General features: G+C 37.1%; 11 protein-coding genes. 9 read left to right on the top strand and 2 right to left on the bottom strand.

Annotated features, from left to right (window positions below; genetic code table 11):
- Positions 1–104: 104 nt before the first annotated feature.
- Genes AR685_RS09950 through AR685_RS09960 form a run of 3 tightly spaced genes read left to right on the top strand, consistent with a single transcriptional unit; the run spans position 105 to position 2,325 of the window.
- Positions 105–665 carry an RNA polymerase sigma factor gene (locus tag AR685_RS09950; protein ID WP_047443497.1) on the top strand — a complete coding sequence of 187 codons (561 nt, stop codon included), beginning with the start codon at positions 105–107 and terminating at the stop codon, positions 663–665.
- Positions 652–1,257 carry a hypothetical protein gene (locus AR685_RS09955; RefSeq protein ID WP_059124452.1) on the top strand — a complete coding sequence of 202 codons (606 nt, stop codon included), beginning with the start codon at positions 652–654 and terminating at the stop codon, positions 1,255–1,257. Before AR685_RS09950 ends, AR685_RS09955 begins: the two co-directional genes overlap by 14 nt.
- A 30-nt stretch (positions 1,258–1,287) precedes the next feature.
- On the top strand, positions 1,288–2,325 hold the full coding sequence (locus AR685_RS09960; RefSeq protein WP_047443499.1) for an outer membrane beta-barrel protein: 1,038 nt from the start codon (positions 1,288–1,290) through the stop codon (positions 2,323–2,325).
- Between the two features lie 114 nt (positions 2,326–2,439).
- Here AR685_RS09960 and fumC read toward each other — a convergent pair whose 3' ends face one another.
- On the bottom strand, positions 2,440–3,834 hold the full coding sequence (fumC, locus tag AR685_RS09965; protein ID WP_059124453.1) for a class II fumarate hydratase: 1,395 nt from the start codon (positions 3,832–3,834) through the stop codon (positions 2,440–2,442).
- Positions 3,835–4,040: 206 nt separating this feature from the next.
- Here fumC and AR685_RS09970 point away from each other — a divergent pair, with 206 nt between their 5' ends.
- The gene (locus tag AR685_RS09970; RefSeq protein WP_059124454.1) at positions 4,041–5,648 is read left to right on the top strand and encodes a fumarate hydratase; all 1,608 of its coding nucleotides are present in this window, start codon (positions 4,041–4,043) and stop codon (positions 5,646–5,648) included.
- Between the two features lie 157 nt (positions 5,649–5,805).
- Complete coding sequence (locus AR685_RS09975; RefSeq protein ID WP_047443502.1) at positions 5,806–6,096, top strand: hypothetical protein; 291 nt, start codon at positions 5,806–5,808, stop codon at positions 6,094–6,096.
- A 97-nt stretch (positions 6,097–6,193) separates the two neighbouring features.
- Here the strand turns inward: AR685_RS09975 and AR685_RS09980 are convergent, their stop codons facing one another.
- Positions 6,194–7,066, bottom strand: coding sequence for a helix-turn-helix domain-containing protein (locus AR685_RS09980; protein WP_165592806.1), 873 nt, complete (start codon positions 7,064–7,066; stop codon positions 6,194–6,196).
- 143 nt (positions 7,067–7,209) lie between these two features.
- Here AR685_RS09980 and AR685_RS09985 point away from each other — a divergent pair, with 143 nt between their 5' ends.
- The 4 genes from AR685_RS09985 (at position 7,210) to AR685_RS10000 (ending at position 12,810) form a co-directional block, all read left to right on the top strand.
- Entirely contained in the window at positions 7,210–7,884 is a 675-nt protein-coding gene (locus tag AR685_RS09985; protein ID WP_059124456.1) for a hypothetical protein, read from the top strand.
- Positions 7,865–9,274, top strand: coding sequence for a T9SS type A sorting domain-containing protein (locus tag AR685_RS09990; protein ID WP_059124457.1), 1,410 nt, complete (start codon positions 7,865–7,867; stop codon positions 9,272–9,274). Before AR685_RS09985 ends, AR685_RS09990 begins: the two co-directional genes overlap by 20 nt.
- A gap of 245 nt (positions 9,275–9,519) precedes the next feature.
- A complete protein-coding gene (gene prfA, locus AR685_RS09995; protein WP_047443505.1) occupies positions 9,520–10,605 on the top strand; it encodes a peptide chain release factor 1 in 1,086 nt (361 codons plus the stop codon).
- A 159-nt stretch (positions 10,606–10,764) separates the two neighbouring features.
- Positions 10,765–12,810 (top strand): prolyl oligopeptidase family serine peptidase, encoded by a 2,046-nt coding sequence (locus AR685_RS10000; RefSeq protein ID WP_228376429.1) that lies wholly within the window; start codon positions 10,765–10,767, stop codon positions 12,808–12,810.
- The last annotated feature ends 1 nt before the right edge of the window (position 12,811 follow it).

Genomic DNA, 12,811 nt, shown 5'->3' on the forward strand with positions numbered 1-12,811 from the left:
ACTATTCATTTTCAGTTGGTTACTTCATTTTTTAAAATTTAATAAAAAAATATGTAACCTTTTCAGTTTTTTACGGTCTTTATAGTAGAAACAGAATAATAACCATGAAGCTCTTGTTTAATAATAAAAAAGAAGATTTGCTGAGCCGTTTGAAAAAACAGGATCCGGCTGCGCAAAAAATCTTTTATGATCAGAGTGTAAAGAAATTTCTGAGCGTAGCGAAAAGTTACATCAGCGATATCTATCAGGCAGAAGATTGCGTGATCAAGGCATTCTGTAAGATTTTTAAACATATTGATAGCTTTCGTGGTGAAGGGAATTTCGAAGGTTGGGGGAGAAAAATTGTAGTGAATGAATGCCTCAATTTTATTAAAAGTCACAAAACGGTTTTTTATCTAGACGATGTCAATGCTTCAATGCTCGAAGAAATTTATGAGGAGCAAATCGTTTTTGATTTTAATGCACAGGAGCTTTTAGATCAGCTTCCGGATGCTTACAGGATGGTTTTTAACCTGTATGTGATTGAAGAATATTCACACCAGGAAATTGCAGACACACTCAATATTTCTACTGCGGCGAGCAAAACCCAGCTCTTCAGAGCTAAAGAAAAATTGAAAAAGATTTACTTCCAACAACAAAAGAAACTGAAAAATGAACACGTCTAAAAATAATTTGGAATATCAGATCAAAAAGCAGATCGATGAAAGAGAAATTACTCCTTCAAGAAATCTATGGTCTGAAATTGAAACACAGACTCAGGTATTTGAAGATAGTCAGACAAAGAAAATCAATTGGTTTCTGGTAGCAGCTTGTTTCGTGTTAATGTTCAGTTTGGGAGCGGTTTTGATTTTTAATGAAGATCAGCCAGAGATTCAGGTTGTAAAGAAGGGAATTATTAAAGGTCAAGTTGCCAACCCAGAAGTTCAAACCTCTCCGGAAATCATTCAACAAAATCAGGAAGAATTTGATAAAGTAGAAAATGTAGCTTCAACAAAACCTGAAAATATTACTCCGGAAATTAATGTAGAACAGCAAACACTTCCGATAATCAAAGAAAATCCGAAAGAAATTGCAGCTCAGATATCTCAGATGCCGGCAGGGAAAATTTTAGCAAAAACAGATTCAATAAAGATTCGGGCAAAAAAGAAAAGATATGTAGATCCTTCAACTTTGCTTTTCTCTGTAGAGCATAAAGACGTCATCGAAAATTCTAAGGACGGAAGTAACGTCGCAAAGGTTGATCTCAATTCAAAATAAATCAGTTTAAACTTAAAAAATAATAATACTATGATTAAGAAATTTATCATCACAGGAATGTTGTGCCTTATTGCTACCTCAGTCAATGCACAGAGAAAATCATTAGGCATCAATCTTCAGTCTAAGGAAGACACTACGGTAAGCCCAATTGTAAAGGAGAAAGTAGAAGAGTATGCTTCAAAAATCAATGACATTATTCAGGAAGAAAAGAAGCTGATGGAAAATGAATTGTCTTCGCTTCAGGCAAAAAATGTAGACAAAGCTGAATTCGACAAACAGAAAGCACAAATCGCAGACAATTATTCGGAAAAAATAGATGCGAGAATCGAAACTTTAGGTTTTGACCTGGATCAGGTTATTCAGAAGCAGGTGAGATATTCTCTTTTAAATTCTGACATCACGTCAAACGAAGAGTTGAAGGCAGAACTTTTAAAGAAATTCAGACCCACAAAAAACCTAGAAGGATATTTTTCTTATGGAATAATGACATTGACGAATGATCAGCCTGATAATGACCTGGACAAAAACTTGGGATACGCCAATAATCTTGAATTTGGTTTGAAATTTAATTATCAGTTCAGCAGAACAAGTCCATGGGGGCTGATTTCCGGTCTTGGTTTCTCGTGGAGAACAGTTCGTCCGGATAATAATATGGTTTTTGCTAAACAAAACAGTGAAGTAATACTTTCAAAATATGAAGGAGGACTTGACAAAAGCAAGCTGAGAACAGGTTATTTGATGGTGCCGTTCGGCTTTCAGTATAATTTTTCAAAAATTAAAAACGCCGGGATGGATGTTCAGTACAGACCGTATTCTGATGGTTTGAGAATGGGCGCGAATGTTTATGGTGGGGTAAGAATGTCAACTAATAATATCATTAAAGGAGATAGTCAGAGCTTAAGAGACCGTTCAAACTATCAGGTCAATCCTTTTGTTTATGGTGCTCAGTTTACCGTTTCTTATGATAATATCAGTGTTTTCGTTAAAAAAGATTTCAGCAATTTCTTCAAAGATTCTTATTTTGAAAATGATAAAGCTTTGGTTGTCGGAATTGCTTTGGGCTGGTAAGATTTTTCATTCATTCATATTAATAGAAAACTCCGTAGAAATTTATTTCCACGGAGTTTTTGTCAATTATTATGTTTAATCTGTTTTATCACTCAATCTGTGAGATGTTTAAAATTATTTCAAACTTCCCACCATATCCTCTGGCTTCACCCATTCGTCAAACTGTTCAGAAGTGACAAAACCAAGATTAATGGCTTCTTCTTTCAAAGTCGTTCCGTTTTTGTGGGCAGTTTTTGCAATTTTTGCTGCGTTTTCATAACCGATATGAGTGTTCAAAGCCGTCACCAACATTAAAGATTTGTCTACCAATTCTTTGATTCTCTCATGATTTGGTTCAATTCCCACCGCGCAATGATCATTGAAGGAAATACACGCATCAGCTATCAATTGAGCAGATTGTAAGAAATTGTGAGCCATCACGGGTTTAAAAACATTCAGCTCGTAATTTCCCTGCGTTCCCGAAAAAGAGATCGTTGTGTCGTTTCCTAGAACCTGAGCACAAACCATTGTCAACGCCTCATTTTGCGTAGGGTTTACTTTTCCGGGCATGATAGATGAACCTGGTTCATTTTCAGGAATGTGAATTTCTCCAATTCCTGAACGTGGTCCTGAAGCCAATAATCTCACATCCTGAGCAATTTTATACAGCGAAACAGCCAATTGTTTCAGCGCTCCGTGAGATTCTACGATGGCATCATGAGCTGCTAGAGCTTCAAATTTATTTTCAGCAGTTACAAAAGGAAGATTGGTGAATTTGGCAATATATTCCGCCACTTTTACATCATAACCCTGTGGCGTGTTCAAACCGGTTCCCACCGCAGTTCCACCCAAGGCCAGTTCAGAAAGGTGTGGCAATGTATTTTTTAAAGCTTTAATTCCGTAATGTAATTGAGCAACATATCCTGAAAATTCCTGACCTAAAGTTAATGGAGTAGCATCCATCAAATGGGTTCTTCCTATTTTTACAATGTCTTTAAATGCAAGCGCTTTTTCGTTCAACGTGTTTTTTAGTTTCTCAACGGCAGGAATGGTAACTTCAACTACCTTTTTATATGCAGCAATATGCATCGCTGTTGGATAGGTGTCGTTTGAAGACTGAGATTTATTCACATCATCATTTGGGTGAACTTCGGTTTTGTCGCCTAAATTTCCACCTGCGTTAAAATGAGATCGGTTGGCAATTACTTCATTCACATTCATATTCGATTGTGTTCCGGAGCCGGTTTGCCAGATCACCAATGGGAATTGGTCATTTAGTTTTCCTTCAAGGATTTCGTCGCAGACTTTGCCAATCATATCTCTCTTTTCTGCTGGTAAAACTCCTAAGTCAGTGTTTGTGTAGGCGGCAGCTTTCTTTAAATAAGCAAAAGCCTTGATAATTTCATGGGGCATTGAGCCTTCGGGACCGATTTTGAAATTGTTTCTCGAACGTTCTGTTTGTGCGCCCCAAAACTTATCCGCAGGAACCTGCACTTCACCCATAGTGTCTTTTTCTATTCTGTAATTCATTGTGATTGATAATTTTATTAAGAGTTAACTTAAACCACAAAACCAATTCATGCTTTTTAGTACGAAAAGTATCTTTTGTGATTGATAAAATTACTCAATAATAAAAACCCTCGCAATTTATAATCATTATAAATACAGCGTAAAGTTGTTGATTTTGATCATGTTTTTTTCGTAAGCCGTATTTTTGCACCGAAAATAGAAAGTACATGGATTTTAAATATCAGGATCCGTATCCAATTTTGAAAGATGATACGGTATATAAAAAATTAACTTCAGATTATGTGAAAGTTGAGCAGCATGGAGAAAGAGAAATTTTAACGATCGATCCTAAAGGTTTGGAACTATTGGCTGAGGAAGCTATGGCAGATGTTTCTTTCATGCTTCGTTCTTCGCATTTAGAAAGTCTGAGAAAAATTATTGATGATCCTGAAGCAACTGATAACGATCGATTTGTTGCTTACAATCTACTTCAAAACGCTGCGGTGGCGGTAGAAGGTGCTTTGCCATCTTGTCAGGATACTGGAACAGCAATTGTAATGGGTAAAAAGGGCGAAAATGTTTACACAGGCGTTGAAGACGGCGAATATTTAAGCAAAGGAATTTACAATACTTACCAAAAAAGAAACTTAAGATATTCTCAGGTAGTACCGTTAACGATGTTTGATGAGAAAAATTCTGGTTCAAATCTTCCGGCGCAGATTGACATTTATGCTAAAAAAGGAGATTATTACGAATTTTTGTTTTTAACGAAAGGTGGAGGTTCTGCTAACAAAACTTTCCTATATCAGAAAACAAAATCTTTACTGAACGAAAAATCTCTTGAAGCTTTTGTAAAAGAGAGAATTTCAGACCTTGGAACAGCGGCATGTCCACCTTACCACTTGGCTTTGGTTATTGGAGGAACTTCTGCTGAAGCAAACTTGGCAGCAGTAAAAAAAGCATCGGCAAAGTATTACGACAATCTTCCGACAGAAGGAAATGAAGCCGGACAGGCGTTCAGAGATTTGGAATGGGAAGCAAAAGTTCAGAAAATCTGTCAGGAAAGCGCAATCGGTGCTCAGTTTGGAGGGAAATATTTAACGCATGATGTAAGAGTAATCAGATTACCTCGTCACGCGGCTTCTTGTCCGGTCGGGATGGGAGTTTCTTGTTCAGCGGATAGAAATATTAAAGGAAAGATTACCAAAGAAGGAATTTTCTTAGAGCAATTGGAACAAGATCCTAAAAGGTTTTTACCTGCAACACCGCCACATTTGGAAGAAGCTGTGGAAATTGATCTAAATAAACCGATGCCTGAAATTTTGGATGAACTTTCAAAATATCCAATCAAAACAAGATTAAAATTAAACGGAACATTAATCGTTGCCAGAGATATTGCTCACGCAAAAATCAAAGAATTATTGGATGCAGGACAGCCAATGCCTGAATATTTTAAAAATCATCCGATCTATTACGCTGGACCTGCAAAAACACCTGAAGGAATGGCTTCAGGAAGTTTCGGACCGACAACGGCTGGAAGGATGGATGTCTATGTAGACGAATTCCAAAGTCATGGTGGAAGTATGGTCATGCTGGCAAAAGGAAACAGAACTGCTGATGTCACCAACGCTTGTCACAAATATGGTGGTTTTTACATCGGTTCAATAGGTGGTCCTGCTGCGATTTTAGCGAAAGATAATATTTTATCAGTTGAAGTGGTAGATTTCCCTGAATTAGGGATGGAAGCGGTAAGAAAAATTGAAGTAAAAGATTTTCCTGCATTCATCATTACCGATGATAAAGGAAATGATTTCTTTGCCAATCTTGCGCATTAAGAATAAAGATTAGGTGAGTTGAAGTCTTTATTTAAAAGTCTTTTGTCTCTTATATCGAACAATTAGTTTAAAATAAAAATAAATTGCAAAATTTAGGTTCCATATCTTTTGATGAAAAAGAAAAAAGTCCTATTTTTGCCTAAAATCTATAAGAAAGATGATGTTATCAGCATTTTGGCCGTTTTATCAGTTCCTTTGGACAATTTACTTTGTTACAATGTTCCTAGTGGGATTCTGGTGTATTTTTATGTTTTTCGGTTTTGTTATCCCATTGTGGTTAACAGAAGGTTTGAAGGAGTATTTCGGTAAGGTAAAACCTTTCGATCCTGAAGACATCAGAAGAAAACTTATTACCGAGCAGGAAGGTGTTGAAGTAATTTTCAACCAGCCTAAAGGTCACGGTCCTTTCTTACACGATAGCCACGGGCACGACCACGGACATCATTAATTGATTGTCATTGCTTTCTCATATGAATTCCGAGAAAGTAATATCAAAGCAAAACAACATATATTAAACCACTGATTTATCGGTGGTTTTTCTGTTTTTAAAAAGAGCTCGTTCGCAGTTTTTCGGGAGATACACCAAACTTTTTCTTGAATGCACGCGTGAAATTTTGAACATATTCATAACCACAGTCAATTGCAATTTCTTTAATCATCAGATTTTTATTGATAATCAGTTTCTTCGCTTTCAACATTCGTAATTCAGAAATGTAATCGATAATGGTGGTGTGATAATGAGTTTTAAATTCTTTACGGATTTTGGTTTCATTAATTCCCACTATTTTACTTATTTCCTCAATTTTTAAATTCCTGTGAAAATTTTCGTCGATAAATTTTTTAATAATTAAAGGAGTTTCAGATAAATCTTCAGTGGTATTTTTTTCTTTAAACTGCTCAAAAACGAGAATCAATAATTTAATAATTTTTGCTTCTACAAATAATTTCTGCATCACTCCTTTTCGGTAGTAGCTCATAATTTCATGTATAATCATATGCATTTCTACCGTCATGTCTGGTGGGGTTTCTTTGTGTAAAAATATATATTGATTGTTAATCATCTGCTTTAGGATTTCTGCACTTTCCCGATTTGCTTGTGGATTGATTAAATTGAAAATATATTGATATCTGATCTGAATCTGAAAATATTTTAACGTATCATGAGTTGTCGACAGTTCAGCTTGACTCTTTTCTGGACTGTAATGTAAAATGTATTTGTTTTTCTGAAATTTAAATTGTGTTCCGCAATCATCAGCGTTGAGCCGGATATTTGGACTTAGTAAAAAAAGTAAGTTAAAGCTAGATTTTCCCTCTAAAAAAATAGCCTTTCCAAAATTCTCCTTATCGGTCTTCTCATACATCACAATCTCGATGTCGTCAGATGTAAATATTAAACCTCTCGTATTCTGCTTCTTCATAATATTTGTTTTTACTTCTTTCTTACATTGCTGAACAAGATAGGATAACATTTAGTTTGAAAATGATAAGTCTGCCCTGATTACGGAATGTATATTTGTGCAAAATTAAATTAAATTTAGAATAATTAAAAATAATATTCATCATGTTCAGAAATTTATATTGGAGTATAACGAGGCTAGGCTTAGGGCTAATTACTCTTACAGGCAGTCTCTTGTATGGTCAGCAATGGCAGGATGTAGGTACGGCTACAATTTCTGCAGGTGGTAGCAGTTTCAATAATGTAGCAGTTGATGCTCAGGGAAATTATTATGTATCCTACTACGATCTTTCTGTTAGCAAAGGTTCAGTGCAAAAGTTTAATGGTACTTCTTGGTCATATGTTGGTGGAAGTGCAGGGATTACGACGGGTTTTGCGACTTACAATTCTTTATCAGTTGCTCAGTCAGGAAATACGATTTACTATACAAATCAGGGAACAGGTCTTGAAGTGAGACAATTTAACGGGACTTCATGGACACAGTTGACAAGTCCGACAACTTCTACAGTAAATTATCAGGCATCTGCTGTTTCCTCCGCCAATACTTTGTTTACGTACTCCACACATAACTCCGGAACCGTTCAACGTTATGTAAACGGAGTTTGGGAACAGGTGGGAAATAACGGGTTCTCAAACGGTGCCACATTTGCAGAAATGGTTATAGGCTCAAACAATAAAGTCTACACCTGTAATGTTTCAAGCGGTGTAAGGGTGTACGAAAATACAATTACAGCAACATCCACAGATAACTGGACTTTAGTTGGGGGGCAGTATCGTTGATGCAGCATCATCTTCTGAACAGTATACTTCTGATATTGCCATTGATGGCAATAACAATCTTTATGTGGCGTATGTTTCAAATACTGCGGGCGGACAAAAATTAAATGTCAAAAAATTCAACGGAACTTCATGGTCACAAATGGGAGCTGCAAATTTTTCCAGCGGAAGGGTGCAGCATGTCGCCATCGCTGTAACCTCTGAGGGTGAACCTTATGTCGTTGCAAGCCGCTGGGAAAATGATGACATGTTAAAAAACACGGCTTATAAATTTGATACAACAACGCAGGCGTGGGTAGCTTTCGGAGGAGCTTTTATCTCCGACGGTGAGGCGACTTATAACGATGTAGCAATTGATAATGTTAATAATTATCTGGTGCTTTCTTATTCTCAAAGCGGAGTGAAAGTGAAGCGTATTTCAATTCCTGCCCTAACTACAAACCCTATCTGCAACAATACAGACCCGGGAAATACACCCGGAGATACGGGTTGTGTGACATTTAATTATAAAGGGCAACCTGTTATTTACACCACAGTTCGTGGTGCAGATGGAAAAATATGGCTTCAGCAGAATCTTGGAAGTTCCCAGGTAGCTACTTCCATAGCCGATACAGATTCTTATGGAGATCTTTTCCAGTGGGGAAGATGGGATGATGGTCACCAAACGAGAACTTCTGCCACGGGTGTAGCGCCAGCACAGAATAATCCAAGCGGACTGTCAGGAATCAACTACTATATTCTGGGAGCAAGTGGAAGTTCTTGGTGGGGAGCTAATGCGACAAGTGATCAGTGGGCGGCAGCTGGTGCAGCTGCAGTAACACCTGCAATTGGAGCAGACCCATGTAAAGCAATCGGACAAGACTGGAAAATGCCATCTCAGGCAGACTGGACATCTTTGGTGAATGCAGAATCAATTGGAAACCCGGCCACAGCATACAGCAGCAAATTAAAATTACCTGCAGGTGGATATAGAAGCAGCTCAGACGGCGGATTTACATTTGTAGGACAAAGAGGATATTTTTGGAGCTCAGACGTTGCAAGTACAGGAGGAAAATATTTATACATAGGTTCTACAATTGCTAATCCCTCATCTGGGGCGCCTAGAGGACAGGGAGCATCTTTAAGATGCATTAAAGATGCAGCGGCGCTAAGTACAACCGATATCAGAAAATTGACATTAGGAGTTTATCCAAACCCTACCAACGGAATTTTAAATATTAAAACAGATTCAAATGTTGAAATTGTAAATGTTACCAGTACTGTTGGACAAAAAATAAATGTACAGTTTAAAAACAACCAAATTAATATGAGCGGACTTCCAAACGGAGTTTACATTGTAGAACTGATGTTGAAAGACGGTCAGAAGTTTTCAAAAAAGATTATTAAAAACTAAAATACACACCAATCACAGATATTTAAATTTTAATTTTATTTTTTACATTGAGAGCTCATGCATTTTGTATGGGCTTTTTGTATGTACTTCGGCTAAAAATATTTGTCCTTATTTCCTTTTATCGGTGAGTGGGATTACCATTCAGAAAATGATTGTTCAATAAACATAAAACAATATAAAGCTTGTGAAAATGAACTTTTTTTATTTATCTTCAAATCCGTATCTTTGCATACTAAATTTTTAATATGTCTAAGTCATTAATTCCAAAATTAGAAGCGATAAAACAAAGATATAATGAGGTGGCAGACCTTATTATACAGCCAGACGTAATTTCGGATCAGAAAAAATATTCTTCATTAAATAAAGAATACAGCGATTTAGGAAAAATTGTACACGTTTACAATCAATATAAAAGTGCTTTAGACAATATCGCAGAATCTGACGAAATCATTGCAGATGGTTCAGATAGAGACTTGGTTGATATGGCTAAAGAAGAAAAAGTAGAAGCTCAGCAAAAGCTTCCCGGTTTGGAAGAAGAATTGAAAGTTCTTTTGATACCTAAAGATCCTGCTGATGACAAAAACGTAATTGTAGAACTTCGTGCCGGAACAGGTGGTGATGAAGCTGCAATTTTTGTGGAAGATGTTTACAGAGCTTATGCGATGTTTTTCAAAACGAAAGGATGGAAGCATGAGATCACAGACTCCAGCGAAGCTGCAAAAGGGTATAAAGAACTTATTTTAAAGATTGAAGGCGACGGCGTTTACGGAATCATGAAATTTGAATCCGGAGTTCACCGTGTACAGCGAGTTCCTGAAACAGAATCTCAAGGCAGAGTACACACTTCAGCAATTACTGTGGCCGTTTTACCGGAAGCTGAAGAAATTGATTTTGAATTAAATCCTGCCGATATCGAAATGCAGACTTCACGTTCAGGTGGAGCGGGTGGACAAAACGTAAACAAGGTAGAAACCAAAGTTCAGCTGACACACAAACCATCAGGAATGGTTGTGGTTTGTCAGCAGGCACGTTCTCAGTTGGCTAACCGTGAATTGGCAATGGAAATGCTTCGTACAAAATTATACGATATCGAAGTTCAAAAATCTGTTGGTGATATTGCTGCACAGCGTAAATCTATGGTTTCCACAGGTGACCGTTCTGCAAAAATCAAAACGTACAATTATCCCCAAGGAAGAGTAACCGATCACAGAATCAACAAATCAATGTACAATCTTGATGCGTACATGAATGGTGATATTTCTGATATGATCGATGCCGTAATCATGGCTGAAAATGCTGAGAAAATGAAAGGTGAAGAAGAAAATTATTAAGATTTTTCTTTTTATAATATTTAAAAGCTTTTGAGAAATCAGAAGCTTTTTTTATTCCCACAACTTTCCTTAAATTTGAGAAAATCCATCACAATGAATTTCAAACCAATTCTGTTAACAGCTGGAGTATTGTTTTCAGCTACTTTTTATTCTCAAAAAATGAATTATCCTAAAGCAGTAAAAGGAAATCAGACCGATACTTATTTTGGAACTGCTGTTGCAGATCCGTACAGAGATTTGGAAAACGATTCTGAACCCACCAAAAAATGGGTGGATGAAGAAGTCGCGTACAGTCAGAATTATTTATCTAAAATTCCGTTCAGACAGGAAATTGCAAAACAACTGACAGACATCTGGAATTACGAAAAGATCGGTGCACCTTTCAAAGAAGGAGATTATACGTACTACTATAAAAATAACGGACTGCAGGCGCAATCTGTTTTGTACAGAACCGATAACAAAACCAAAACAACAGAAGTATTTTTAGATCCAAATAAATTTTCAGAAAAAGGAACGACGTCACTTTCGAGCCTGTCTTTCAATAAAAAAGGAAATTTGGCAGCTTATGCCATTTCAGAAGGTGGAAGCGACTGGAACAAGATCATCATCATCGATGCCATTACCAAAAAACAAATCGACGAAACGATTGTAGACGTAAAGTTCAGCGGAATTTCGTGGTTAGGCGATGAAGGTTTTTATTACTCGAGTTATGATAAACCGAAGGAGGGAACCGTTCTTTCTGGTATGACTGATAAACACAAGGTTTATTATCATAAATTAGGCACAAAGCAATCTGCAGACCAGTTGATTTTCGGAGGAGAAAAAACACCGAGAAGATATTTGGGAGCATACCTGTCTGAAGACGAAAGGTATTTGATTATTTCTGCAGCCAATGCGACCAATGGAAATGAAGTTTATATTAAAGATTTAAAAAAGGGTGGCGATTTCGTCCAGATCAACAGCGGTTTTGATATCAATGCAAATATTGTGGATACAGACGGCGATAATCTCTACATTTTTACCGATAAAGATGCACCCAATATGCGTTTGGTGAAAACTACCATCCAAAATCCAGCTCCGGCAACCTGGAAAGACGTGATCCCTGAAACAGAAAATGTGTTGGGAATTTCTTCAGGCGGAGGATATTTCTTTGCAACCTACATGGTTGATGCGATTGACAAAGTAAAACAGTTCGACAAAAACGGAAAGCTTATCCGAGAAATTGCTTTGCCTGGAAAAGGGAATGTCGGTGGATTCGGTGGTAAGAAAAAGGAGAAGGAAATGTACTATTCTTTCAGCAATTATATTACGCCTGGAACTACGTATAAATTTAATGCTGATACAGGAAATTCTGAGGTATATCAGAAGCCTAAAGTAAAATTCAATCCTGAAGATTACGTTTCTGAACAGGTTTTTTACACATCAAAAGACGGCACAAAAGTTCCGATGATGATTAGCTATAAGAAAGGAATTAAGATGGATGGTAAAAATCCGACAATGCTGTACTCTTATGGTGGTTTCAACATCAGCTTACAGCCATCATTCTCAGTAGTTAATGCCATCTGGATGGAAAACGGAGGTATCTATGCCGTTCCAAACATCCGTGGAGGAGGTGAGTACGGTAAAAAATGGCATGATGCAGGAACGAAAATGGATAAGAAAAATGTATTTGAAGATTTCATAGCAGCCGGAGAATATCTTCAGGCTAAAGGCTATACTTCAAAAGAATACATGGCGCTTTCAGGAAGATCAAACGGTGGACTTTTAGTTGGGGCAACGATGACGATGCGTCCTGATTTAGCAAGAGTTGCTTTTCCCGGAGTGGGTGTTTTGGATATGTTGAGATACAATAAATTCACTGCCGGTGCAGGCTGGTCTTACGATTACGGGACGGCCGAAGACAACAAGGAGATGTTTAATTATTTAAAATCTTATTCTCCGGTTCATAATGTAAAAGCGGGAACCTGCTATCCATCAACAATGATTATTACGAGTGATCACGATGACAGGGTGGTTCCGGCGCATTCATTTAAGTTTGGTGCGGAATTACAGGAAAAACAGAAATGTGCAAATCCAATTTTAGTAAGAATTGAAAAGAATGCAGGTCACGGTGCAGGAAGAGCAACTGACCAGGTGATCAGTGAAAATGCAGATTTGCTTTCTTTTGCTTTGTATGAAATGGGGATTAAAAAGCTAGGAAAGTAAT

Source organism: Chryseobacterium sp. JAH (assembly GCF_001507335.1).
Taxonomy (GTDB): domain Bacteria; phylum Bacteroidota; class Bacteroidia; order Flavobacteriales; family Weeksellaceae; genus Chryseobacterium.

What these genes read in the sequence shown, in the direction of transcription:
- AR685_RS09950 (WP_047443497.1), top strand. Translation starts at nt 105, where the DNA reads ATGAAGCTCTTGTTTAATAATAAAAAAGAAGATTTGCTGAGCCGTTTG.
- AR685_RS09955 (WP_059124452.1), top strand. Translation starts at nt 652, where the DNA reads ATGAACACGTCTAAAAATAATTTGGAATATCAGATCAAAAAGCAGATC.
- AR685_RS09960 (WP_047443499.1), top strand. Translation starts at nt 1,288, where the DNA reads ATGATTAAGAAATTTATCATCACAGGAATGTTGTGCCTTATTGCTACC.
- fumC (WP_059124453.1), bottom strand. Translation starts at nt 3,834, where the DNA reads ATGAATTACAGAATAGAAAAAGACACTATGGGTGAAGTGCAGGTTCCT.
- AR685_RS09970 (WP_059124454.1), top strand. Translation starts at nt 4,041, where the DNA reads ATGGATTTTAAATATCAGGATCCGTATCCAATTTTGAAAGATGATACG.
- AR685_RS09975 (WP_047443502.1), top strand. Translation starts at nt 5,806, where the DNA reads ATGATGTTATCAGCATTTTGGCCGTTTTATCAGTTCCTTTGGACAATT.
- AR685_RS09980 (WP_165592806.1), bottom strand. Translation starts at nt 7,066, where the DNA reads ATGAAGAAGCAGAATACGAGAGGTTTAATATTTACATCTGACGACATC.
- AR685_RS09985 (WP_059124456.1), top strand. Translation starts at nt 7,210, where the DNA reads ATGTTCAGAAATTTATATTGGAGTATAACGAGGCTAGGCTTAGGGCTA.
- prfA (WP_047443505.1), top strand. Translation starts at nt 9,520, where the DNA reads ATGTCTAAGTCATTAATTCCAAAATTAGAAGCGATAAAACAAAGATAT.
- AR685_RS10000 (WP_228376429.1), top strand. Translation starts at nt 10,765, where the DNA reads ATGAATTATCCTAAAGCAGTAAAAGGAAATCAGACCGATACTTATTTT.